This window comes from Geothermobacter hydrogeniphilus, from assembly GCF_002898515.1.
Classification (GTDB): domain Bacteria; phylum Desulfobacterota; class Desulfuromonadia; order Desulfuromonadales; family Geothermobacteraceae; genus Geothermobacter_A.
Window position 1 is genome coordinate 19625 of record NZ_PPFX01000007.1, and the last position, 24247, is coordinate 43871.

The following is a 24247-nucleotide window of genomic DNA, read 5'->3' on the forward strand; positions in this document are numbered from 1 at the left end:
CCATGACCGACGAGTCTTTCGCCTTTCTCAAACAACTGCTTGAATCCCCCAGTCCCTCCGGTTACGAGGCGCCGGCGCGGGCCCTGCTGCGGCAGCGGGTTGCAGCATGCGCCGACCGGGTCGAGGTCGACATGCTCGGCAACCTGGTGGCGGTGCTCGAAGGGGAGGGGGAGCATCGTCCGCGGCTGATGCTGACCGCGCACTGTGACGAGATCGGTTTCCTGGTGCGGCACATCGATGACCGCGGATTTCTCTTTTTCGCACCCATCGGCGGGGTCGACGCCCACCTGGTGCCGGGCCAGCGGGTCAGCGTGCAGACGGCCAATGGCCCCCTGCGCGGGGTGGTCGGCAAGAAACCGATTCACCTGCTGGAGGCCAAGGAGCGCAAGCGGGTGGTGCCGATCACCGAGCAGTTCATCGATATCGGTTGCGCCGACGGTGAAGAGGCCCGTGCGCTGGTGGCGGTCGGTGACCCGGTGGTGTTTGCCGCCGGTCTTGAACGGTTGCAGGGGACGCGCGTCACCTCGCGGGCGCTGGATGACAAGATGGGCGCCTGGCTGGTGGCCGAGGCCTTCTGTCGTCTGGCGGCGGGCAAGCGGCCGGCGGCCGACATCCACGCCCTGTTCACCGTCCAGGAAGAGGTCGGCCTGCGGGGAGCCGGTCCCGGCGCCTTCGGGGTCGCTCCTGACGTGGCGATCGCGGTCGAAATCGGTCACGGTACCGATACCCCGGCTCACAGTCCCGCGCAGAGCGGCGATGTCCGTCTCGGGAAGGGACCGCTGCTCTCGCGCGGGCCCAATATCAATCACGCCCTGTTCGGGCTGCTGCGGGCCACCGCCGCCGAGGTCGGGATCCCCCTGCAGGTGATCGGTGAAGCGCGCGGCACCGGAACCGACGCCAATGTCATCCAGCTCTCCCGCAACGGGGTGGCGACCGCCCTGCTGCGGGTGCCGACCCGCTACCTGCATACGCCATCGGAAGTCCTCGATCTGAACGACCTGGAACAGGCGCTCGACCTGCTGGTCGCCGTTGCCGGAAAGGTGCGTTCCCGACGCGATTTTATCCCTGACTGACGGCCGTTGCGGCGGGGGATCCGGGCGGGCTGGCGCGTCACGGTCGGCAGGTTGCCGGCGGCGTCTTTTTCTCGCTCTTTCCGGTTGACTCGCATTCGGCTCTGACCTAGTATTCCGGGTTATATTTTTTCACCCGTTTTTTCCAGCATCTCAGCTGCAAGGAGATCCCCATGCTCGACCCCGAGGTACGCGAAGGCCTGACCTTCGATGATGTTCTGCTGGTTCCCGCCCATTCCGAGATTCTGCCCAAGGAAGCCGATATTTCCACCTGGCTGACGTCGACCATCCGCCTCAATATGCCGTTGCTCTCGGCGGCCATGGACACCGTGACCGAATCACGCAGCGCGATCATCATGGCCCGTGAAGGCGGGATGGGGATCATCCACAAGAACATGACACCGAAGGAGCAGGCGGTCGAGGTCGACCAGGTCAAGAAATCGGAGTCGGGCATGATCGTCGATCCGATCACCATGGAGCCGGAGCAGAAGATCTTCGAAGCGCTGGCGGTAATGAAGCAGTACCGGATTTCCGGGGTACCGGTCTGCAAGAACGGCAAACTTGTCGGCATCATGACCAACCGCGACCTGCGCTTTGAAACCAATCTCGACCAGCCGATCGCCAACGTCATGACCCGGGACAAACTGGTTACCGTGCCGCCCGGAACGACCCTCGAAGAGGCCAAGCAGCACCTGCACGCCCACCGCATCGAAAAACTGCTGGTGGTCGATGACAACTACACTCTCAAGGGGCTGATCACCATCAAGGACATCGAAAAGGTCCGCAAGTATCCCAACTCCTGCAAGGACGACATCGGCCGGTTGCGGGTCGGCGCCGCCATCGGGGTCGGTCCGGATCGCGAGGAACGACTCGCCGAGCTGGTCGCCGCCGGTGTCGACGTGGTGGTGATCGACACCGCCCACGGCCATTCCCAGGGGGTGATCGACGCGGTTGTCGATACCCGGCGCCAGTATCCCGATCTGCAACTGATTGCCGGCAATATCGCCACCGGCACCGCCGCCGAAGTCCTGATCAAGGCCGGCGTTAACGCCGTCAAGGTCGGCATCGGTCCCGGATCGATCTGCACCACCCGCGTGGTCGCCGGGGTCGGCGTGCCGCAGATCACCGCCATCGCCGATGTGTCCGCCGTCACCCGCCGGCATGGGGTGTCGATGATCGCCGATGGCGGCATCAAGTATTCCGGTGAACTGCCCAAGGCGATCGCCGCCGGTGCCGACGTGATCATGATCGGTTCGCTGTTCGCCGGCACCGAGGAGTCACCCGGTGAAACCATCCTCTACCAGGGTCGTACCTACAAGTCCTATCGCGGCATGGGCAGCCTCGGGGCGATGAAGCGCGGCAGCAAGGACCGCTATTTCCAAGGGGATGTCGACAACGATGTCAAGCTGGTTCCCGAGGGTATCGAGGGACGGGTTCCCTACCGCGGACCGCTCTCCGACAATATTCATCAGCTGCTCGGCGGTCTGCGTGCCGGCATGGGCTATACCGGTTGCCGGACGATCCGTGAACTGCAGGAAAAGGGGCAGTTCATGCGCATCACCAACGCCGGGTTGCGTGAATCCCATGTCCACGATGTCAATATCACCCACGAAGCTCCCAACTACCGTATCGAGCGCAATTAACCGGATCGCCCGCGGGGCCGATCGCAAGATCGTTCCGCGGGCGCTTTCTTTCTCCGCCGCGATTCCGGCCGGTCACAGGAAATACCATGTCCCAGGATATTCACCAGGAACGGATTCTGATCCTCGATTTCGGTTCCCAGTACACCCAGCTGATTGCCCGCCGGGTCCGCGAAGCCCACGTCTACTGCGAACTGCATCCCTTCGACATGTCGCCGGCCGACATCAGGGCCTTCGCGCCGAAGGGCATCATCCTCTCCGGCGGCCCCAAGTCGGTTTATGAGGAGGGTGCTCCGGCGGTCGCCGAGGAACTGTTCGAGCTCGGCGTGCCGGTGTTTGGTATCTGCTATGGCATGCAACTGCTCTGCCACCATTTCGGCGGCGCCGTAGTGCCGGCCGGCAAGCGTGAATACGGTCATGCCGAACTGCAGCGAAAAGGAACGCCGGGGCCGTTGTTCGACAGTTTTTTCGTCGAAGGCAAAAGCCCGGTGTGGATGAGCCACGGCGATCACGTGGAGAAGGTGCCCGACGGCTTCGAGGTGATCGCCGCGACCGAGAACGCGCCGGTCTGCGCCATCCAGAACGTTGCCCGCAATCTCTATGGCGTTCAGTTTCACCCCGAAGTCAACCACACCCCGCGCGGCGAGGTGCTGATTGACACCTTTGTCCGCAAAATCTGCGCCTGCCACGGGGAATGGACCCCGGGGCAGATCATCGAGGACGCGATACGCCGCATCCGGGGCCAGGTTGGTGATGACAAGGTCATTCTCGGTCTCTCCGGCGGGGTCGACTCGTCGGTGGCGGCGGCGCTGATCCATCGCGCCATCGGCGACCAGCTGACCTGTGTCTTTGTCGACAACGGCCTGCTGCGGCTCGGCGAGGGGGACCAGGTGATGGCGACCTTCGCCGAGAATCTCGGCGTCAAGGTGATCCGGGTCGATGCCGAGGAGCGCTTTCTCGGCAAACTCGCCGGGGTGACCGACCCGGAAGCCAAGCGCAAGATCATCGGCGGACTGTTCGTCGATATCTTCGAGGAGGAATCGAAGAAAATCACCGACGCCAACTGGCTGGCGCAGGGGACCATCTATCCCGACGTGATCGAATCGGCGGGCGCCAAAACCGGCAAGGCGCACAATATCAAGAGCCATCACAACGTCGGTGGCCTGCCCGACTACATGAAGCTCAAGCTGCTCGAACCGCTGCGCGAGCTGTTCAAGGACGAGGTACGGGCGATCGGCGAGGAACTCGGTCTGCCGCACCAGATGGTCTGGCGGCACCCCTTCCCCGGACCGGGGCTGGGGGTGCGGATTCTCGGCGAGGTGAAGAAGGAGTACGCCGACATCCTGCGCCAGGCCGACGCCATCTACATCGAGGAACTCTACCGCAGCGGCCACTATGAGAAGATCAGCCAGGCCTTCGCCGTCTTCCTGCCGGTCAAGAGCGTCGGCGTGATGGGGGACGGGCGCACCTACGAGTACGTGGTCGCCCTGCGCGCGGTTGAGACCAGGGATTTCATGACTGCCGGCTGGTACCCGATGCCCTACGAAGACCTGGCCCGCATCTCCAACCGGATCATCAACGAGGTCAAGGGGGTCAACCGGGTCGCCTACGATATCTCCTCAAAACCGCCGGCCACGATTGAGTGGGAGTAGGGCTGATCTCTGCGCTGCCAGCCGGAAGATTGCGGTCAAGTCGCTGCATCTCGCGCCTGACCTGCTAATCTTGTTTCCATGTGTCCTCTTTTCAGATTGGCCATCGGCCTGTCGCTCCTGCTCCTTTCCGTGACACCGGTCGCGGCCGAGGAGCAGATCAGTGAATTCCAGGTCCGTTCCTTTACCGCCCAGTGCATCAACCTGCTGCGGCAGGACCGATTCGACCTGGTGGCCGGTTATTATCTTCTCGACCCGGGTCGGGATGCCGACCCGGTTGCCCGCGAGCGGCACCAACTGGCCGCCGGCCTGGCAAAACTGCGTGGCATCTTCGGGGATTTCGGCCAGGTGCGGATTCCGGACGCACCGCAGCGTTCCCACCAGTTTGAGATCCAGGGGATGACCGACGCCTACTGGCGGGATCGACCCCGGCATTTCCAGGTGGTCTATGGCACAACCTTTTCCCGTATCGGCGAAGGGGCGCTGGTTTTCCGGGTGGTGGTCTACGATCATCGGCTGCGGTTGCGTTCGGTCGCCTACGCCCTGTCGGCTGACGAGCCCGGGGCCGACCAGCGCAAAGCCGGGATCGAAAAGCATATGCAGAGCTTTTTCCAACATCTTCAGTCCGGTCGGCGCTAGTGCGCGAAGCTTGTTGCTCAACCTGTTCATCAGGGAGGGATCATGAACGGTGAAACGCGTCGCCGGGGAAAACCGGCCAAGAAGTACAGCCAGGCCGCCCGGCTGCACGATGTCATCCGCATCCTCGAGGCGCGCTATGGTGCCACCGTCGACGAACTGGCCGAGGAATGCGGCGTCACCCGGCGGACCATCTATCGCGACCTGCAGGCGATCAGCGACGCCGGCTACCCGCTGGTCAGTGAGCCGGGTGTCGACGGTCGCACGCTACATCGCTTTGTCAGCGGATTTTCCCGCATCCCGCCGGTTGCTTTCTCTCTTGAAGAGCTGATGACCCTCTACTTCTGCCGTGGACAGCTCGGTTTTCTGCGGGGAACCCCTTTTCAGGATGACCTTGACGCCATCTTTGGTCGTATCCGCTCGGTGCTGCCGCCGCGCAGCGTCGCTCACCTGGAGCGGATCGCTTCGGCCGCGGCGCCGAAGTTCCTCGGCATCCGCGACTATGCCGGCAGGAAAAAGCAGCTTGAACTGCTGCGCAGGGCGCTGCTTCATCAGTACCGCTGCCGGTTGCGTTACACCCCCCCGCACCGCGACACCGTCGCGTACCTGTTTGACCCTTACACCCTGCTGTTTCACAAAGATTCTCTCTACCTCGGCGGTTATGCTCACAACCGCGAGGCGTTGCGACTGTTCCTGGTCGACCGCGTGGAGGATGTGGAACTGCTCGATGAACGCTTCGAGGTCCCCGAGGACTACCGGGCCGAGGATCTGACCGGTCAGTCTTTCGGTCTGATCGACGAGGGGGAGGAGTTCACCGCGCGGGTGCGATTTTCCGGCGAGATCGCCCACCTGGTGCGGGAACGAACCTGGCATCCGAGCCAGCAGCTTCGCGAACTGGCAGACGGTTCCATTGAACTGAGCCTGACCGTCAGCGGCGAAACCGAATTGCTGGCCTGGCTTTATTCCTATCTCCCCCACGTCGAAGTCCTGGAGCCCGCTCCGTTGCGGGACCGCTTCGCGGACGGGCTACGCTGCGCACTGCAGAAATATTCCTGAATCAATATTGATGCTTTTGCAAAAAGCATCAAGAGTGTTGGCTAAGCAAAAAGCGCCGGCAGCAAGGCGCGCGATTGTCGAGCAATGAGGCGGACTTAAGTACGTTGAAGCAGCGAGACAAACGCAGCAACGCAGCTGCTGGTGAGTTTTTGCGACGCCATCAACATTGTGTGACTTATTCTGTCGTAAGGCCGGATATCCTGTAAGAGAAGTCAACTTGCTACCTTACGGGAGGTCAACATGGTCTTGCTGAACAGCGTGACAGAGACGGGGCAGGTCCTCTACCTGGATATCTGGAAACGGGAGAAATCGCGGGCCGCGGCCGGCGGGGAGCTGGTCTCCGGGATTCTTGGCGATGGCAGTTACGAAGGGGAAGTCCTGGTGGAGATCACGGCCGGCCGCTGTGAGCTTACCTTTCTCGACCAGCATCTCGATCCTTTGGCCCTCAAGGACTTTTTCGCCCGTGTCGACCGCGAGCAACTGCTGGAAGATCTTCAGGAGGCTCTGCTTCCCACCAGCGACGGGGCGCGCAACAACGGTCTGCCGCTCTTCCGGCGTGATGCGCCGCTTGCAGGCGCCTCGGGGGATGCGTTTCCTGAGCCGCTGGTGCGCGAGGGGCTGGCAGCCTGGCAGCCGAATCCCGAAATTGCCGATGGATTTGGGCTGGGGTAAAGGATTTGCATTTGCCCCGCCGCTGAGCTAAAACAGGGGGAACTTTCCGGAGACCCCCATGCGCACCCTTGTCCTGGCATCCACCAGCCCCTACCGTCGCCGCCTGCTTGCTCAGCTGGGCCTCAGGTTCATCGCCGCCGCTCCCCGCTGCGACGAAGAACTGAATCAGAGTGTCGCCCCCGAACTGCTGGTCAAGCATCTCGCCGCGCTCAAGGCCGAAAGCCTGGCGGAACGTTATCCCGACGCCCTGATCATCGGTTCGGACCAGGTCTTCGTCGATCCGCGCGGCCGCATTCTCGGCAAGCCGAAAACCGCCCATCGGGCCCGGGGCCAGTTGAAGGCCATGGCCGGCCGCACCCACACGTTTTATACCGGTCTGTCCCTGCTCGACAGCGCCAGCGGGCAGGCGCTGACCGATTTTGCCTCCTTCAGCGTTTCGCTGCGGGCTCTGACCGACGCCGAAATCGAGGATTACGTCGAACGGGAACGGCCCCTCGACTGCGCCGGTTCCTTCAAGATCGAGGGGCTCGGCATCGCCCTGATGGAAAGCATGGAGGGCGAGGACTACAACGCCCTGATCGGTCTGCCGCTGATCAAGCTGGTCGATTTTCTCCGCCAGTTCGGGGTGCCGGTACTCGGTTCCTGATTGTTGACCCCGCGTCGCCGCGGATGCTAAACTCGGCGCGCTTTCAGTCGCCGCCGCCGGGAACCCGCCGTCTCCCTTTTGCCTTTCTATCTTATTGGAATTCCAAGGTCTTATGCAGCACGCCAACTTTGTCCATCTGCATCTTCACAGCCAGTACAGCCTGCTTGACGGCGCCATCAAGATCGGTGACCTGGTGCAGCGTGCCAGGGATCTGAAAATGCCCGCCATCGCCGTCACCGACCACGGTAACATGCACGCCGCGGTCGAATTCTATCTCAAGGCCAACGATGCCGGGATCAAGCCGATTATCGGCAGTGAACTCTATGTCGCGCCCGAGTCCCGTTTCAAAAAGACCGACGCCCGCGGCTCTTCGGAGGCATCCTATCACCTGGTGCTGCTCTGCCAGAACCAGGTCGGCTATCGCAATCTCTGCAAGCTGGTGTCGGCGGCCAACCTCGAAGGTTTCTACTACAAGCCGCGCATCGACTGGGAACTGCTGCGTGATCACAACGAGGGGTTGATCGCCCTGACCGCCTGTCTCGGCGGCGAACTGCCGGCGCTGATCACCCTGGGCCAGTTTGACGAGGCCAAACGGCGGGCCGCGCAGATGGCGGAAATCTTCGATGACAACCGCTTCTTCCTCGAACTGCAGGAAAACTTCATTCCCGAACAGGAGCCGGTCAACAACGGCTTGAAACAGATCGCCCGTGATCTCGGCCTGCCGCTGGTGGCGACCAACGACTGCCACTACCTGACCCGCGAACAGGCTCATGCCCATGAGGTGCTGCTCTGCATCCAGACCGGCAAGACCATGGATGACCCCAAGCGGATGCGTTTTTCCAATGACGAGTTCTACGTCAAGACCCCGGAGGAGATGGCCGCCCTGTTCAAGGATGAACCGGAGGCGCTGGCCAACACGGTGCGTATCGCCGAACGCTGCAATATCGAGTTCGATTTCGACACCTACCATTTCCCCCAGTATGAAAAACCGGCCGACAAGAGCCTTGATGACGTGCTCGAAGAGATGTCCCGCGAGGGGCTGGAAGTGCGCCTGGCGGATATCCGCCAGGTGCGCGAGCTCTCCGCAGAGGAGGAGCAGACCTACCGGGACCGCCTGCGGCGGGAACTCGACTGCATCAAGCAGATGGGCTTCCCGGGCTATTTCCTGATCGTCGCCGATTTTATCAACTGGGCCAAGGATCATGATATCCCGGTCGGTCCGGGTCGCGGCTCGGCGGCCGGTTCGCTGGTCGCCTTTTCCATCCGCATCACTGACATCGACCCGATGCCCTACAATCTGCTGTTCGAACGCTTTCTCAACCCGGAGCGGATCTCGATGCCTGATATCGATGTTGACTTCTGCATCTACGGGCGGGAGGAGGTGATCGAATACGTACGCCGCAAGTACGGCGAGCCGAACGTCGCCCAGATCATCACCTTCGGCACCATGGCGGCCAAGGGGGTGATCCGCGATGTCGGCCGGGCGCTGGGCATGACCTACGGCGAGGTCGACCGTATCGCCAAGCTGATCCCCGGGGTACTCAACATCACCCTCAAGGAGGCGATGCAGCAGGAACCGAAGCTGGCCGAGCTGCAGCAGTCCGACCCCAAACTCAAGGAATTGATGCGGGTCGCCCTGGCGCTGGAAGGCCTGACCCGGCACGCCTCGACCCACGCCGCCGGGGTGGTGGTGACGCCGAGACCGCTCTCCGACTACCTGCCCCTCTACAAAGACCAGAAATCGGGCGGCCAGGTTACCCAGTACGCCATGAGTTACGTCGAGAAGATCGGCCTGGTCAAATTCGACTTTCTCGGCCTGAAGACCCTGACCGTCATCGACAACGCGGTGCGGCTGATCCGCAGTGGCGCCGATCCTGACTTCGACCTTAAACTGGTGACCGACGACGATCCGAAGACCTACGAACTGCTCTCCCGGGCTGAAACCACCGGGGTCTTCCAGCTCGAATCCTCGGGGATGAAGGAATACCTGGTCAAGCTCAAGCCGAACTGTTTTGAAGACCTGATCGCCATGGTCGCCCTCTACCGGCCGGGTCCCCTCGGCTCGGGCATGGTCGACTCCTTCATCAAGCGCAAGCACGGCCAGGAGGAATTCGATTACCCCTTCCCGCAACTGGAGCCGATCCTCAAGGACACCTACGGCGTCATCGTCTACCAGGAGCAGGTCATGCTGATCGCCCAGGTGCTGGCCAACTACAGTCTCGGCGGTGCCGACCTGCTGCGTCGGGCGATGGGCAAGAAGAAGCCGGAGGAGATGGCCAAGCAGAAGGAAATCTTTCTCGCCGGCGCCCGCGAGAACAAGCTCGACGCGAAGAAGGCCGAAGGGGTCTTCGACCTGATGGAAAAGTTTGCCGCCTACGGCTTCAACAAGTCGCATTCGGCCGCCTACGCCCTGGTCGCCTACCATACCGCCTACCTCAAGGCCCACTACCCGGTGGAATTCATGGCCGCGCTGTTGACCGAGGACATGGAAAACACCGACAAGGTGATCAAGAACATCAACGAGGTCCGCTCCATGGGCATCGAGGTGCTGCCGCCCGACATCAACGCTTCGGAGCGCAGCTTCACCGTCCATGACGGCCAGATCCGTTTCGGGCTCGGCGCCGTCAAGGGGGCCGGCAGTGCCGCCATCGAGGCGATCCAGCAGGCCCGCGAGGAGGGCGCCTTTGCCAGCCTGAGCGATTTCTGCGAGCGGGTCGATCTGCGGCGGGTGAACAAGAAGGTGGTTGAAGCGCTGGTCAAGTGCGGTGCCTTCGACTCCCTCGGCGGCCACCGCGCCCAGTTTTTCGACGCCCTGGAAGAGGCGATGGAGATCGGTTCCAAGGTCCAGCGTGAGCGGGAAATCGGCCAGGAATCATTGTTCGGCAGCGAGGAGATCATCTCCACGCAGAACGGCAACGGCTACGGCAAGCTGCCCGACGTCCCCGAATGGGAAGAAAAGGTCAAGCTCAATTTCGAAAAGGAATCCCTCGGCTTCTATATCTCCGGTCATCCCCTGGCGCGGCACAAGGAGGCGATCAAGCGCTTCGCCACGGTCGACACCGCCAGTATCGCCGAATGCGGCGACAAGGAGGAGGTTCGGCTGTGCGGCATCGTCAGCGGCATCAAGGAACTGACGACCAAGAAGGGGGACCGCATGGCCTTCGTCACCTTCGAGGACCTCAACGGTTTCGTCGAGACGGTGATCTTCCCCGAGACCTACGCCGCCTGCCGGGAGCTGCTGCAGGGGGATGATGCTTTGCTGGTCAGCGGCACCGTTGATGTCGGCGAGGAGAGCAACAAGCTGATGGTCAACCAGGTGCAGAACCTGGCCGAGGTGCAGTCGAGCCAGACCCGCCGGGTCCATTTCCGGCTCAGCACGCCGGGACTGGACGAGACCATGCTGCGGCGGCTCAAGGAGATCATCGAACGTCACCGGGGAGAATGCCGGGTGCTGCTGCACATGGTTATCCCTGACCGCAGCGAAACCCTGCTGAGCCTGCCGGAGAATCTCAAGGTTGCGGCCAGCGACCAAATGATGGATGATGCGGAAAAACTTTTCGGCTATAATGTCGTTACTTTTGAGTGATAAAAGGAATTTATTGCCAGGAAAATCTTTATTAACGGAGAGCCGCAGAGAGGAAGAAGGCGCAGAGAAAAATTGAAACTAACTTTGATGTTTTCGCCCGAAAGTCAAAATGGCTTTGGCGACGTCATCAACTGTGGTTTCATAATGAAGACCTCTCCACCTCCGCACCTCTCCGACTCAGCGTTAAAAAATCGCCTTTGCGTTTTTTTCGGGAGCCCACAAATGCAACATTACCTCGATTTTGAAAAACCGATTGTCGATCTGCAGCAGAAGATCCGCGAGCTGCGCGACTACTCGACCGATAATGTCGATTTTTCCAGCGAGATCAAGAAACTGGAGAAGAAGGCCACCAAGCTGCGGGACGAGATTTTCTCCAAGCTGAGCCGCTGGCAGCGGACCCAGTTGGCCCGTCACCAGGACCGGCCCTATACCCTCGACTACATCGAGCATGTCTTCACGGACTGGTTCGAGGTCCACGGCGACCGCAACTTCCGTGACGACCCGGCGCTGGTCTGCGGCTTCGCCCGCCTCGACGGCGAGCCCTGCGCGGTGATCGGGCACCAGAAGGGGCGGGACACCAAATCGAAGGTCTATCGCAACTTCGGCATGCCCAACCCGGAGGGCTACCGCAAGGCCCTGCGGGTGATGAAGATGGCTGAACAGTTCGGCCTGCCGATCTTCTGTTTCGTTGACACCCCCGGCGCCTTTCCGGGGATCGGCGCCGAGGAGCGCGGCCAGGCCGAGGCGATTGCCCGCAACCTGCGCGAGATGGCGGCTCTGACTGTTCCGGTGATCGTCACCATCACCGGCGAGGGGGGCTCCGGCGGAGCCCTGGCGATTGCCGTCGGCAACCGGGTGCTGATGCTGCAGTACTCGGTCTACGCGGTGATCTCGCCCGAGGGCTGCGCCGCCATTCTCTGGTCGGACGGCGCCCGCGGCCCGGAAGCCGCCGAGGCCCTCAAACTGACCGCCGCCGATATCGATTCTCTCGGTTGCGTGATCGATGAAGTGGTTCCCGAACCGGTCGGCGGAGCGCACACCGACTATGTTCTGGCGGCCGCCAACCTCAAGCGTTCCCTGAAGAAACACCTGGGCGAGCTGCAGGCCCTGTCGGGCGAAGAGCTGGTCGAACAGCGCTATCAGAAATTCCGGGCCATGACCCGGGTGCAGGAATAGCTTTTTCGCCGCCCGGCTGGAGACATCCCTTGGCCCCCGTCCTCTCGCGTTTTCCCGCTCTGTTGCCGTTCACGACCTGTCTGCTGCTGACGCTGTCGGTTGTCGGCTGCGGCGGTCCCGCCTATCGGACGCGGGTGATCGACACCCCGCAGAACCGGGAGCTGCAGGGCCATCAAAAGCCGTACATGGTCAACGGCCGTCGCTATGACCCGTTGCGGCAGTCGAACGGCTTCGTCCAGGAGGGGATGGCCAGCTGGTACGGTCGGAAATTCCACGGCCGCAAGACCAGCAACGGCGAAATCTACGACATGTACAAGATGACCGCGGCACACAAGACCCTGCCGCTGGGTGTATCGGTGCGGGTGACCAACAAGCGCAACGGCCGTCAGGCCGTGGTGCGGATCAATGACCGCGGTCCCTTCGTTGCCGGCCGGATCATCGATCTCTCCTACGCCGCCGCCAAGCAGCTCGGCGTGGTCGGCCCGGGAACCGCCCCGGTCAGGATCGAGGCACTCGGCTATGCCGAGCAGGGTTCGGGGCGCAAGGTCGCCTATCGGGCCCCGCGGAGTTACGATGTCGGCGAATTCTCGATCCAGGTCGGAGCCTTCGCCCTGGCCGACAATGCCTACCGCCTGGCCGACCGGCTGCGGGCCCGTTACGGCGCTTCCAGCGTCGCCGAAGGCTGGGTTTCCGGACAACGTTTCTACCGGGTGCGGGCCGGGCGTTACCGCAGCCTGGAGGCGGCCGAGGCGGCTCGCGAGCAGCTTGCCGGGCAGGGTTATGCCGGAGCCTTCGTGGTGGCGACGGAGTAGTAGCCGATGAAGCCTGAAGATCTGGCGAAACAGCTCGGCAGGGCGGATGCCCCGTTGGTGGTTGATGTCCGCAGCGGTTTTGAATACCGCGGCGGCCATATTCCGGGCGCCCTGCACATGCCTTTCTGGCGGTTGCCGGTTGATTGCGGGAAACTTCCTGACCGGAACCGGGCCCTTGTCCTGACCTGCGAACACGGGCCGCGGGCGCAGTTGGCACTCGGGTTCCTGCGGATGCGCGGTTTCAGCCGGATCGAGCTGCTGGACGGACACATGCATCGCTGGCGCGGCAGGAAGCTGCCGCTGGAGAAGGGCGGCTGATTCTGCCGTTCAAAGGGCCCGGTTGCGGGTTTCTGCCGCTGCCTCTTCCGTCCCGTTCCGTTTAATCTTTCGGGTGCTGATTCAAACCTGAATCAGTGGGTTTGTGCCGGATGAAGAGTGCAGGTGACAAGCTCACTGATTCAGGATAAAGGAGGGGTGATGCGTTTTCGTCTCTGGTTTCCGGTCCTGTTGCTGGGGCTGCTGACCGGCTGCGGCAGCAGCAATGATGCCACTCGCAGCAACAATTTCCTGCCGCTGACCGCCATCGAGGTCACCTCCAACCTGTCGCAGATCGCCAACCTGACTTCCGCCCAGCTGACGGCGGTCGGCAATTTCTCCGGTCAGTTCACCCGCGACATCACCGCCGAGGTGACCTGGAGCAGTTCCGATCCGGCCATCGCCACGGTTGACAACCAGCCCGGCAGCGTGGGGCGGGTGACGGCCGTTGCTCCCGGGACCGTAACCCTGACCGCCGACCTCGACGGGGTGACGGCCGATTTTCTGCTGACGGTGAGCAATGCGACCATCTCCACCTTGACCCTCAGCCCCCTGACTCCGAGCGCGGCCAAGGGTTTGACCCGACAATTCACCGCTACCGGCACCTTTTCCGACGCGACCAGCCAGGACCTGACCAGCGATGTCTCCTGGTCCTCGACCGTGCCGACGGTGGCGGCCATCAGCAACAGTCGCGGCAGCGAGGGACTGGTCTCGGCGCTGCTCGAAGGAACGACCGACATCTCCGCGACCTTCGACGGCCTGACGGCCTCCACCACCATGACGGTGACCGCGGCGGTGCTGCAGAGTCTCGCCCTTGCTCCCCAGAATGCCGCCATGGTCAGCCTCTCGATGCGTTCTTTCACAGCCACCGGGTCCTTTTCGGACGAGACGAGCCAGGATTTGACAGCCCAGGTCGCCTGGAGTTCAACGGATGCCACGGTTGCCGAAATTGACGCGGCCGGGGTTGTCACCAGCCTGAAGTCGGGGCAGACGACGATCAGCGCGGCCCTCAACGGTGTCAATGCCGGGACCGGACTCAAGGTCACCGGCGGGGACCTGACCGGTATCAGTATCACTCCCGTATCTCCCCTGTCGCTGGTCGCCGGAACCCGCGCGCAGCTGACCGCCACCGGGCAGTTCAGCAACAACACATCCCGCGACATCACGTCGCTGGTGACCTGGAACTCCGGCACCCAGGCCGTTGCTTCCATCAGCAATGTCAGCGGTCTGCAGGGCCGGCTGTCGGCCCTGACGCAGGGGACATCGACCATCACGGCCACCTATGACACCTTCTCACCCTCGGTCAGTCTGACCGTGAGCACACCTGTTCTGAACAGGTTGGACATCAGTCCGGCGGCACCCATCATTTTTGCCGGGACGACCCGGGCCTTTACCGTGACCGGGACCTTTGCCGGGAATGTCACCCAGGACCTGACCCTGGACGCGGCCTGGAGCAGTTCCAATTCGGCGGTGGCCGGTATCGGTGCGGTCGACCCGATCAGGGGGGTGGCGACCGGGGTGGCAGCGGGCCAGACCACGATCTCGGCCGCTTTCGGCGGGGTGCCGGACGGGACCGCCACGCTCGCTGTCCAGACGGCGACTCTCCAGTCGCTCAGCATCGTTCCACAGACGGTGAGTGTTTCATCCGGGGCGACTGTTCAACTTGCGGTGACGGCCACCTACAGTGGCGGCAGCCAGGATGTGAGCGCCGATGTCACTTGGAGCAGTCCGGACGAATCGGTCGCGGCATTTCTGGATTCAGTGCGCCACCCGGGTCTTCTGACCGGTGTCGATGTCGGTACCCTCGACGTTCAGGCCGCTTTCGGCGGTCAGACAGCCACGGTAACAGTCAATGTGCAGTAGTTCGGGAAGGATCTTGGCGATGAAAACGATGCTGTTGACGATCCTGATGCTCTGCTGGTCGATTGGCGGATGGGCATTTGACGGGACATTCTACAGCCAGCTCAATGCCGGTGCCGGCCTGCTGAATGATGCTGACAACAGCAGTGCCGATGGGACCTTCATTACCCAATCCGATCCCGGCGTGATGGCGTCCCTGAGCCTCGGTTACGCTCTTCCCGAGTCCTCCGCCTATCATGGCGGCCGGGTCGAAATCGAAGCGGCCTGGCGGCAGAATGCCGTCGACAAGGTCGAGTTCGTTGAAGGAAAGTTTGCCGGTGACGGCGACATCACCGCCTGGAGCCTGTTGCTCTGCAGCTATGGTGAACGTCGTAATCGCACCCCCTGGACTCCCTACTTCGGCGCCGGGCTCGGTGTCGCCTCGATCTCCCTCGACACGGTGACCGTGGCCGGTTCCCCGCTGGCGGATGATGATGACCTGGTGCTGGCCTACCAGGTCGGACTCGGGGTTGATTACGCCATCAACCCGCGCTGGAAACTCGACCTCGGTTACCGCTATTTCGGTACCACCAGCCCGAGTTTCAAGGACGCGACCGGCGAGGAGTTTGACGGCGAGTATGACAACCACAGCTTCATGGTGGGGTTGCGGGCGTCGTTCTGAAGTATCTGCAGAGGGGATTGATATATCCCACCCCTGATTTCCCGGTTGTATGAGGGGCCAGGCTAAGGAACCTTGCCCCATTGCCGATCAATTTCGCTCCAGATTCGGCGTATCTCGTCTTCCGATACCACTGTCATGAGGCTGTCATAGAGTCGGCAGAGTCGCTTTTTTTTGTGTTGGGCCGCCTCACCCAACACCCTCTCCTTCGGGAAGAAATCATCATTGGGGGCGAACATGCTCAGCGTCACACTGAAATTGCGTCGTGCCTGCTGTAACGTCCAGCCCCCGTTCGGCCCGCCATTATCCTGGTCCGCATAAGGGTCGTCCTGGCCGTCATCCTCCCAATGGCAGATGGAGCAATAGTCAAAAGCTCCCCGGAATTCCAGGGTGGGATAGCCGCAGCAGGGGCAGGTCGTGTGTCCGTTGCAGTGGGTTGGATGGTGATTGAAGAACAGTCGCCTTCGGGCAAAAGGTGAATCCTCCAGCCCGGCCGGGGGCGTCCACTCTTTAGGTGCAAGAATATCTCCCTTGAGCCATTGATAGCTATACTGTTCCATTGTTCCTCCCTGTGGTCGGCAAGGATATCATAACAGGCTTTTGATCAATAGCGGACAACTCGCAAATTCCCTTGAGATGGCGTCTGAAATGACCTACATTGTTGATGTTTTTTGCTCTGTTGCGGGATAGCGGATCGCCTTGACGACGAACTGCGGCACAATCCATTCGGGCTGCTCGGCGAACATCAGCACCCCGGCAATAAAATACACGCCACCGACTATCTTGATACGGAAGATTTCGCCGGACCGCTGCCGAAAATATTCGATGGTGCCCTGGCCTTTGTCATGCGCAATCTGCACAAGGTACAGGCCGGGCGCGGGGTGAATGCGCCGGGGACGCCGGAGATTCCTGAAACCGTCTTCGAGGAACTGCTGGTCAATGCTCTGGTCCACCGTGACTACCTGATAAGTGCTCCAATCCGCCTGTTCATGTTCGACAACCGCATCGAGATCATCAGTCCCGGTCATCTGCCGAACAACCTGACGGTAGAAAAAATCCGCGCCGGGAACTCCAATATTCGCAACCCGATCCTGGTGTCCTACGTGGCCAAGGGTCTGTTGCCCTACCACGGGCTGGGCTCGGGCATCAAACGCGCCCTGGAGAAGTGGTCCGACATCGATTTTACCGACGACCACGACGGCTGCTTGTTCACCGCAACGGTGCACCGAAAACCTGTGGAGGAGCCGGAGCTTGTGGAGCACGATGCTGTTTTATCCGGTCAACCTGACCCGAGTCGTGATCTTTTAACCGACGCTCAGTCGGGAAAACGTCGGGAAAACGTCGGGAAAGATCCTGAAAGCCTGTCGAGACAAAAGCACTATCACTATCCCGGAATTAGCTGTTTTGATTGGTATAACCGAGCGATCTATTGAACGGAACATTCAGAAGCTCCAGGCGCAAGGTTTGCTTCGGCGGGTTGGAGGGAGGAAAGAAGGGTATTGGGAGGTGGTCGAGTGAGAATTCAGACCATTGGAATCACCCACTACAAGGCCTTTCTCGGTACCCGTGAGGTCCAGCTGGCCGGAAAGTCTCTTTTCATTTACACGCCCACATTGACGCAGTCCTTTGAGGGTTCGAAACAGAGAATCGCTTCCCGCAGGTGATATGGATTTTTGATTCAGTTGATGCCGGATTGTTCCGACGTCAATGGGGTTTAATGCGGACGCCCATGGCCCGGCAGAAACTGATCAAGTCGTTAAGCCCTTCAGAAATAATCGTTTTAAGAATTTCCAGATCCAGTTCCTGGTACTCATGAATGGCGATGTTGCGAAATCCGACCATCGCCTTCATTGCCCGCGCCAGAGACTGTTCCAGCAACCCCCTGGCAACCAGCATCTCAAAAGCCTGGGCGGCACCCTGCGGAATGCCGAGATGATGCCGTGCCACCTGGTGCATGGCCATGTCGATTGTCGCCTGGCAGGCCCGTTCAAGGTTCAGGATCAGAGCATCAACATGGGTGAAATTGTCGAGGTTGGGGCAGGCCGTCACTTCCTGATGAATCCGGCTGATGCATCGTTCGATAATCTGGGCCTTATTCAGCAGTATATTCATCTGAGTCATTCTCCCGGATCAGGTACGCGTCCAGAACCTCCCGGCGGGCGTAGTTGTAGTCGACATAGGCCGAAAGCATCTGCATGAGAAACAGGTCACGGCAGTCCTCGTCACGGCAGAAAATTTCCTTGCCGTGCCGGTAAACTTCGGTGGCGTAAATCAGGTTTTCCAGGGAAAGAATTCCCAGATGGACGGGGCGGCCGGCGATTGTTTCGAGGTCTGCCGACAGGGAGAGCAGTTTGTTCGTGAGCGGAGCAGGCCCATTGAAGAGCAGGGCGATGTCAAGATCGCTTGCGGGGCGCAGTCGCCCTCTCGCTGCCGAGCCGTGCAGATAAGCGACGGCAAGGCCGGACAGGGAACCCAAACTTTCAGCGATTGCCGACAGTTGCTTTGCGGGGACTGTAAGGGAGCTTGCCGTCATGATGAGTGATAATCCATTTCAGGTCCAGGAATTCGGCGGTTGAACCTGAATCCGTCGACAAGGGGCTCATGGAGTCAGGTTGAAATCAATCTTAGAGTTCGCCGGTAAGGCAGTCAACCGCTATATCTTCGTGATGTTGGATGCAGACAGTGCTGTGAAACCTAGCCGAGCCCGCGTTTTTTCATTTCGGCCTTCAGCAGCTCTTTTTGCCGCACCGGCAGGTTGCGCTGTGCCGCGAGGGCGCGCAGGTCGCCGCTTTTCAATCGCGGCAGCCAGAGGGTGTACCAGACGGCCGGGGTCTTCGGGCACTTGAGGATGGCGAGGCGCAATTGTCGGCGCTGCTGCCAGCGCGGATGGCGGGCGATCTGCGAGATGCTCTCGGCGTTGGCCTTGCCGCTGCGCAGGAATTGCAGCAGCGCGACCTCCTTGAGGCGCGGGTTGTCGAGGCAGGCCTGGACCAGGCGCGGGTCGCCGTCCCTGATCAGGGCCTGCAGAATGGTGGAGGTGGCGCGGCGCGCCAGGCTGAGCTTGTTGCCGAGTTCCTCGCCGGGCAGGCGCAGGATGATCTGGCGCTCGGCCGCCAGGCGCTGGTCGGGTGTGGGGCCGGGCAGGGTGCAGAGGTCAAGCAGTTCGAACAGGTAGAGGTGCGGCAGCAGGCGCAGCACGGTGGCCGCCGGGGTGTTCGGATTGCGCGCCAGCGCCAGCTGCAGCCGGTGCCCGGCCTTCTCCCGGGTGCGCTGGTCGATCGCCTTGAGCAGTCCTTCCGGCAGGTCACGCCTTTTCAGCAGCACCAGCAGGTGCTCTTCCCCGACCCCGGGGTTCTTCAGCAGGTTGAGCAGCACCTCAGGATCGGAGTCGCGGACCAGCTGGAACAGCTCGTCCCCGTCGGCCCGCAGGGCGCACAGCAGCCTGATCGCCTTGTCCCGCTCATCCCCCATGGTTCCGCTCAGCCCTGGCGATAGAATCCGTACTCTTCGAGGAACGCTTTCTTGAAGGCGACGAAGTCGTTCCGCTCGATCGCCCGGCGCGCTTCCGCCACCATGGTCAGGTAGAAGTGGACGTTGTGGATCGCCGACAGGGTCGCCGAGAGCACCTCGTTGGCATTGAACAGGTGGTGCAGGTAGGCGCGGGTGAAATTGCGGCAGCAGTAGCAGTCGCAGGAGGTGTCGACCGGGTAGAAGTCACGCCGGAACCTGCGGTTGGTCAGGCGCAGCTTGCCGCGCCGGGTGAAGAGGGTGGCGCTGCGGGCGTAGCGGGTCGGGATCACGCAGTCGAACATGTCCATGCCGCGCTCGATGCTTTCGAGGATGTCCTCCGGCAGGCCGACCCCCATCAGGTAACGGGGTTTGTTTTCCGGCAGGAAGGGCTCGGTGAACTCGACCACCTGCTTCAGCAGTTCCAGCCCCTCGCCGACGCTGACGCCGCCGACCGCGTAGCCGGGGAAGTCCATCGCTGCGAGCTGCTCGGCGCACTCGCGGCGCAGATCCCGGTAGACGCTGCCCTGAACGATGCCGAACAGCGCCTGGTCTTCGCGGCGGTGGGCTTTGCGGCAGGCTTCGGCCCAGCGCAGGGTCTTCTTGATTGATTGGGCGGCATAGTCGTGGCTGGACGGGTAGGGGATACACTCGTCGAAGGCCATGATGATGTCGGCGCCGAGGGCGTTTTCGATGGCGATCGCCTCTTTCGGGCCGAGAAAGGTCTGTTCTCCGGTCACCTCGTTGCGGAAGGTGACCCCGTCTTCGCCGATCTGTTTCTTCGGCAGGGAAAAGACCTGGAAGCCGCCGCTGTCGGTGAGAATTGGCTTGTCCCAGTTCATAAAGCGGTGCAGGCCGCCGGCTTTCTCCACCAGTCCTTCCCCCGGTTTCAGGTGCAGGTGGTAGGTGTTGGCGAGGATGATCTGCGCGCCGGCGGCATCGACCTGATCGGGGGTCATCGCCTTGAGGGCGCCGTGGGTGCCGACCGGCATGAAAATCGGTGTTTCAATAACCCCGTGCGGGGTGGTCAGACGACCGCGCCGGGCACGGCTGTCTGTATCGTTGGCGAGAAGCTCGAAGGGAAACATCAGTCGGTCTCTTTCGGTTGAATTGCGGGCATTGAAAAGGCCTCTTCTTTTACCAGAAAACGGCGATATCGACAAGCATTACCGGCTCTTTTTGTCGCCCCTCAACAGGCATTCAAACCCGCATGAAATGGGCCCTTGACGGAGAAGAACAAAGTTTGAAACATTGTATACAGTGTGCATGTTTTCAGTTGACATGTATACGTTTCGAGTGGTATGTAGGGCGGGCTGAACCGGACCTTGAAGCGACTGTCCGGTTCCTGCATTCTTTGTTCCTTTTTCAACCTTTTTAACTCTTGATACAGGGGGTCTGTCAAATGCAATCTGTGATCGAATGGAGAGGTCCACCCCGTTCCAACTGTCCAGCCTCAGTGCCATCGCCGTTGCAGGGAGGCGGCGAGGCTGGTGTCCCGTTCCCCTGATTCTTTAGTTCACTTCACTACTTTGAGGGATTAAACATGAGTATGCTGAAAAGTTCCGTGGGCAGAAAGCTCACCATGGCCGTGACCGGGGCAATCCTGGTCCTCTTCATCCTTGGCCACGTGCTCGGCAATATGTCGATTTTCGTCGGCCCGGAAGGCATCAACGCCTATGCTGTTCACCTGCGGGATCTCGGTCCGTTGCTGTGGGTCGTGCGCCTGGTGATGCTGGTGGTTTTTGTTCTGCATGTCTGGTTCGGCATCCAGCTGACCTTGGAAAACCGGGCGGCCCGTCCGGTCGACTACCAGCAGAAAAAGAACCTCGTCACCACCTTCGCCGCCAAGACCATGATTGTCAGTGGGCTGGTGCTGCTGGCCTTCGTCATCTACCACGTGCTGCACTTCACCCTGCATGTCGGTGTCGACAATGTCGATCAACTCGCCAAGGCCTATATGGGTGAGCATTTCGATGTTTACACCATGGTCGTGACCGGGTTCGGCAAGGCGATCAATGTTCTCGTCTATGTGGCCGCCATGATCCTGCTGTTCTTCCATGTCAGCCACGGCTTCCAGAGTTTTCTGCAGACCCTGGGGCTGAGCAACGAATGTGTTCAGCCGAAATACCAGGCGGTCGGCAAATTTCTTGCTCTGGTGGTTTCCATCGGCTTCATCTCCATTCCCGTCCTTATCATGGTCGGCATTGTCAAACTCTAGGGGGTACATACAGTGATTCTCGACGGCAAATGCCCTACAGGGCCTATTGAAACTTCATGGGATCGCCACCGCTTTGACATGAAGCTGGTGAACCCGGCCAATAAACGTAAATACAAGATCCTGATGGTGGGAACCGGCCTCGGCGGAGGCGCCGGCGCGGCCACCTTGGGTGAACTCGGCTACAATGTCGAATGCTTCTGTTACCAGGACAGCGCCCGCCGCGCCCATTCGATCGCCGCCCAGGGCGGCATCAACGCGGCCAAGGCCTACCCGAACGACGGCGACAGCATCCGCCGGCTTTTCTACGATACCATCAAGGGCGGCGACTTCCGTGCCCGTGAGGCCGATGTCTGGCGTCTTTCCCAGGTGTCGAACAATATCATCGACCAGTGTGTCGCCCAGGGCGTTCCCTTTGCCCGTGACTACGCCGGTTACCTGGTCAACCGCTCCTTCGGCGGCGCCCAGGTTTCGCGGACCTTCTACGCCCGCGGCCAGACCGGCCAGCAGCTGCTGATCGGCGCTTACCAGTCCCTTTCCCGCCAGGTGAAAGCCGGCAAGGTCAAGATCCACAACCGTCGCGAGATGCTCGACCTGGTGGTGGTTGACGGCCATGCCAAGGGGATTACCTGCCGCAACCTGATCACCGGCGAGATCGAGTCCCACTGGGGCGACGCGGTGGTGCTGGCGACCGGCGGCTATGTCAACGTCTTCTACCTGTCGACCAACGCCATGGGGTCCAGTGTCACGGCGAACTGGAAGGCGGCCAAGAAGGGCGCCTTCTTTGCTAATCCCTGCTACACCCAGATTCACCCGACCTGTATTCCGGTGACCGGCGATCATCAGTCGAAACTGACCCTGATGTCGGAATCGCTGCGGAACGACGGCCGCGTCTGGGTGCCGAAGAAAGCCGGCGACAAGCGGCCGGCCAACGAGATTCCCGAGGACGAGCGCGACTACTACCTCGAAACCAAGTACCCCTCCTTCGGCAACCTGGTGCCGCGTGACGTTGCTTCGCGCAACGCCAAGCTGCAGGCCGATGCCGGCAAGGGAGTCGGGGCTTCGGGCTATGCGGTCAATCTTGATTTCCGCGATGCCATCAAGCGCGATGGCGAAAAAGCCATTCGTGAGCGCTACGGCAACCTGTTCCAGATGTATGAGAAAATTGTTGATGAGGATGCCTACAAAGTGCCGATGCGTATCTACCCGGCCCCGCACTACTGCATGGGCGGTCTTTGGGTCGATTATGAACTGCAGAGCAACGTCCCCGGCCTGTTCGTTCTTGGCGAGGCCAACTTCTCGGTTCACGGCGCCAACCGTCTCGGCGCTTCGGCGTTGATGCAGGGGCTCTCCGACGGTTACTTCGTCATTCCCTACACCATCGGTCCCTACCTCGCCTCGACCACCCCGGGCGCGGTGACCACCGACCACGACGCCTTCAAGGAGTCGAAGGCCCAGGTTGAAGCGAACATCGAAAAGCTGCGTAATATCAAGGGCAACAAGACCCCGTTTGAGTTCCATCGTGAGCTGGGCAAGATTATGTGGGACAACGTCGGCATGGCCCGTTCGGAAGAGAGCCTGAAGAAGGCTCTGACCGAAATTCCCAAGCTGCGTGAAGAGTTCTGGCAGAACCTCAAGTGTGTCGGCAACGACAAAGAGGTCAACCAGCAACTGGAGAACGCCGGCCGCGTCGCCGACTTCCTTGAATTTGCCGAAGTGCTGGCATTCGACGCCCTCAACCGCAAGGAATCCTGCGGCGGCCACTTCCGGGTCGAGAGCCAGACCGAAGAAGGCGAGGCGCTGCGCGACGACGAAAATTACGCTTACGTCGCCGCCTGGGAGTACAAGGGCGAAGGGAAGGCTCCTGAGCTGCACAAGGAGCCCCTCAAGTTTGAAAATATCCATCTTGCCCAGAGGAGTTACAAATAATGTCCGAGAAAACAATGAATCTTACGCTGTACGTGTGGCGGCAGGCCAATGCCAAAGCACCCGGAAAAATGGAGCGTTACGAGGCCAAAGGTATTTCTCCGGACATGTCTTTTCTCGAAATGCTCGACGTGACCAACGAGCAGCTGATCAAGCAGGGGATCGAGCCGATCGTCTTCGATCATGATTGTCGTGAGGGCATCTGCGGCATGTGTTCCCAGGTGATCAACGGCGTGCCCCACGGCCCCGAAGAACTGGTCACCGTCTGCCAGCTGCACATGCGTCGTTTCAACGACGGCGACACCATCTTCATCGAGCCCTGGCGCTCGAAGGCCTTCCCGATCGAGAAGGACCTGATGGTTGATCGCGGCGCCTTCGACCGCATCATGCAGGCCTATGGCTATACCTCGATCACCTGCGGCGGGGCTCCGGATGCCAACGATCATCCGATTCCGAAGTGGCAGCTTGACCGGGCCATGGATGCCGCCGAGTGCATCGGCTGCGGCGCCTGTGTCGCCGCCTGTCCGAATGCTTCGGGAATGCTCTTCACCGCCGCCAAGGTGGCGCATCTGAACATGCTGCCGCAGGGCAAGCCGGAAGGCGCCCGCCGGGTCAAGGCGATGATTGCCGCTCATGATCTCGAAGGTTTCGGTAACTGCACCAATCACTACGAGTGTGAAGCCGCCTGCCCGAAAGGGGTCAAGACCGCTTTTATCTCGTATCTGAACAAGGAGCTGATCAAGGCGCTGCCGAAAGGGGCCCAGGATTAAGCTTTCTGCATCCAGCTTTTATGGGCGGGTCCTTTCGGGCCCGCCCTTTTTTT

The 24247-nt window shown here is 61.0% G+C and carries 23 protein-coding genes; 18 read left to right on the forward strand and 5 right to left on the reverse strand.

The features are described 5' to 3' along the window. Positions 1-2 precede the first annotated feature (2 nt). The 13 genes from C2E25_RS04635 (at position 3) to C2E25_RS04695 (ending at position 15779) form a co-directional block, all read left to right on the forward strand. Complete coding sequence (locus C2E25_RS04635) at positions 3-1073, forward strand: M42 family metallopeptidase (RefSeq protein ID WP_103114624.1); 1071 nt, start codon at positions 3-5, stop codon at positions 1071-1073. A gap of 170 nt (positions 1074-1243) precedes the next feature. Continuing rightward, positions 1244-2713, forward strand: coding sequence for an IMP dehydrogenase (gene guaB, locus C2E25_RS04640; RefSeq protein ID WP_103114625.1), 1470 nt, complete (start codon positions 1244-1246; stop codon positions 2711-2713). 86 nt (positions 2714-2799) lie between these two features. Next, positions 2800-4362, forward strand: a complete 1563-nt coding sequence (gene guaA / locus C2E25_RS04645) for a glutamine-hydrolyzing GMP synthase (RefSeq protein WP_103114626.1) — start codon at positions 2800-2802, stop codon at positions 4360-4362. A 96-nt stretch (positions 4363-4458) separates the two neighbouring features. Then, entirely contained in the window at positions 4459-4998 is a 540-nt protein-coding gene (locus C2E25_RS04650) for a hypothetical protein (RefSeq protein WP_103114627.1), read from the forward strand. A gap of 42 nt (positions 4999-5040) precedes the next feature. After that, positions 5041-6051, forward strand: coding sequence for a helix-turn-helix transcriptional regulator (locus C2E25_RS04655; protein ID WP_103114628.1), 1011 nt, complete (start codon positions 5041-5043; stop codon positions 6049-6051). A 240-nt stretch (positions 6052-6291) separates the two neighbouring features. Next, positions 6292-6723, forward strand: a complete 432-nt coding sequence (locus C2E25_RS04660) for a hypothetical protein (protein ID WP_103114629.1) — start codon at positions 6292-6294, stop codon at positions 6721-6723. A 58-nt stretch (positions 6724-6781) separates the two neighbouring features. After that, positions 6782-7369 carry a Maf family protein gene (locus C2E25_RS04665; protein ID WP_103114630.1) on the forward strand — a complete coding sequence of 196 codons (588 nt, stop codon included), beginning with the start codon at positions 6782-6784 and terminating at the stop codon, positions 7367-7369. A 112-nt stretch (positions 7370-7481) separates the two neighbouring features. Continuing rightward, on the forward strand, positions 7482-10955 hold the full coding sequence (gene dnaE, locus C2E25_RS04670; protein ID WP_103114631.1) for a DNA polymerase III subunit alpha: 3474 nt from the start codon (positions 7482-7484) through the stop codon (positions 10953-10955). Positions 10956-11177: 222 nt separating this feature from the next. Continuing rightward, a complete protein-coding gene (locus C2E25_RS04675) occupies positions 11178-12131 on the forward strand; it encodes an acetyl-CoA carboxylase carboxyltransferase subunit alpha (protein ID WP_085010834.1) in 954 nt (317 codons plus the stop codon). 29 nt (positions 12132-12160) lie between these two features. Beyond that, positions 12161-12943 (forward strand): septal ring lytic transglycosylase RlpA family protein, encoded by a 783-nt coding sequence (locus tag C2E25_RS04680; protein ID WP_269845099.1) that lies wholly within the window; start codon positions 12161-12163, stop codon positions 12941-12943. A gap of 6 nt (positions 12944-12949) precedes the next feature. Continuing rightward, on the forward strand, positions 12950-13261 hold the full coding sequence (locus C2E25_RS04685) for a rhodanese-like domain-containing protein (RefSeq protein WP_103114632.1): 312 nt from the start codon (positions 12950-12952) through the stop codon (positions 13259-13261). Positions 13262-13420: 159 nt separating this feature from the next. Next, a complete protein-coding gene (locus tag C2E25_RS04690; protein WP_103114633.1) occupies positions 13421-15121 on the forward strand; it encodes an Ig-like domain-containing protein in 1701 nt (566 codons plus the stop codon). A 19-nt stretch (positions 15122-15140) separates the two neighbouring features. Continuing rightward, positions 15141-15779, forward strand: a complete 639-nt coding sequence (locus C2E25_RS04695) for an outer membrane protein (protein WP_158247123.1) — start codon at positions 15141-15143, stop codon at positions 15777-15779. A gap of 62 nt (positions 15780-15841) precedes the next feature. On the opposite strand, the gene C2E25_RS04700 is transcribed toward C2E25_RS04695, so the two are convergent. Then, positions 15842-16336, reverse strand: a complete 495-nt coding sequence (locus C2E25_RS04700; protein WP_103114635.1) for a CPCC family cysteine-rich protein — start codon at positions 16334-16336, stop codon at positions 15842-15844. A 111-nt stretch (positions 16337-16447) separates the two neighbouring features. Between C2E25_RS04700 and C2E25_RS17630 the strand changes: the two genes are divergently transcribed. Both C2E25_RS17630 and C2E25_RS04710 read left to right on the forward strand, forming a co-directional pair. Then, on the forward strand, positions 16448-17209 hold the full coding sequence (locus tag C2E25_RS17630; RefSeq protein ID WP_199177362.1) for an ATP-binding protein: 762 nt from the start codon (positions 16448-16450) through the stop codon (positions 17207-17209). Then, positions 17163-17294: a hypothetical protein gene (locus C2E25_RS04710; RefSeq protein ID WP_233189345.1), complete on the forward strand. Its 132-nt coding sequence runs from the start codon at positions 17163-17165 to the stop codon at positions 17292-17294. Before C2E25_RS17630 ends, C2E25_RS04710 begins: the two co-directional genes overlap by 47 nt. A 186-nt stretch (positions 17295-17480) precedes the next feature. Here the strand turns inward: C2E25_RS04710 and hepT are convergent, their stop codons facing one another. From hepT to tgt, 4 genes are all read right to left on the reverse strand, one after another. Then, a complete protein-coding gene (hepT, locus tag C2E25_RS04715) occupies positions 17481-17888 on the reverse strand; it encodes a type VII toxin-antitoxin system HepT family RNase toxin (RefSeq protein WP_199177363.1) in 408 nt (135 codons plus the stop codon). After that, positions 17869-18309, reverse strand: a complete 441-nt coding sequence (gene mntA, locus C2E25_RS04720) for a type VII toxin-antitoxin system MntA family adenylyltransferase antitoxin (protein WP_103114638.1) — start codon at positions 18307-18309, stop codon at positions 17869-17871. The genes hepT and mntA overlap by 20 nt, the downstream gene beginning before the upstream one ends. Positions 18310-18470: 161 nt before the next feature. Beyond that, a complete protein-coding gene (locus C2E25_RS04725; RefSeq protein WP_103114639.1) occupies positions 18471-19247 on the reverse strand; it encodes a hypothetical protein in 777 nt (258 codons plus the stop codon). 8 nt (positions 19248-19255) lie between these two features. After that, a complete protein-coding gene (gene tgt / locus C2E25_RS04730; protein WP_103114640.1) occupies positions 19256-20371 on the reverse strand; it encodes a tRNA guanosine(34) transglycosylase Tgt in 1116 nt (371 codons plus the stop codon). Between the two features lie 455 nt (positions 20372-20826). Between tgt and C2E25_RS04735 the strand changes: the two genes are divergently transcribed. Genes C2E25_RS04735 through C2E25_RS04745 form a run of 3 tightly spaced genes read left to right on the forward strand, consistent with a single transcriptional unit; the run spans position 20827 to position 24194 of the window. Next, positions 20827-21501, forward strand: a complete 675-nt coding sequence (locus tag C2E25_RS04735; RefSeq protein WP_103114641.1) for a succinate dehydrogenase cytochrome b subunit — start codon at positions 20827-20829, stop codon at positions 21499-21501. A 12-nt stretch (positions 21502-21513) separates the two neighbouring features. Beyond that, entirely contained in the window at positions 21514-23427 is a 1914-nt protein-coding gene (locus C2E25_RS04740; RefSeq protein WP_103114642.1) for a fumarate reductase/succinate dehydrogenase flavoprotein subunit, read from the forward strand. A gap of 14 nt (positions 23428-23441) precedes the next feature. Next, positions 23442-24194: a succinate dehydrogenase/fumarate reductase iron-sulfur subunit gene (locus C2E25_RS04745; protein ID WP_103114704.1), complete on the forward strand. Its 753-nt coding sequence runs from the start codon at positions 23442-23444 to the stop codon at positions 24192-24194. The last annotated feature ends 53 nt before the right edge of the window (positions 24195-24247 follow it).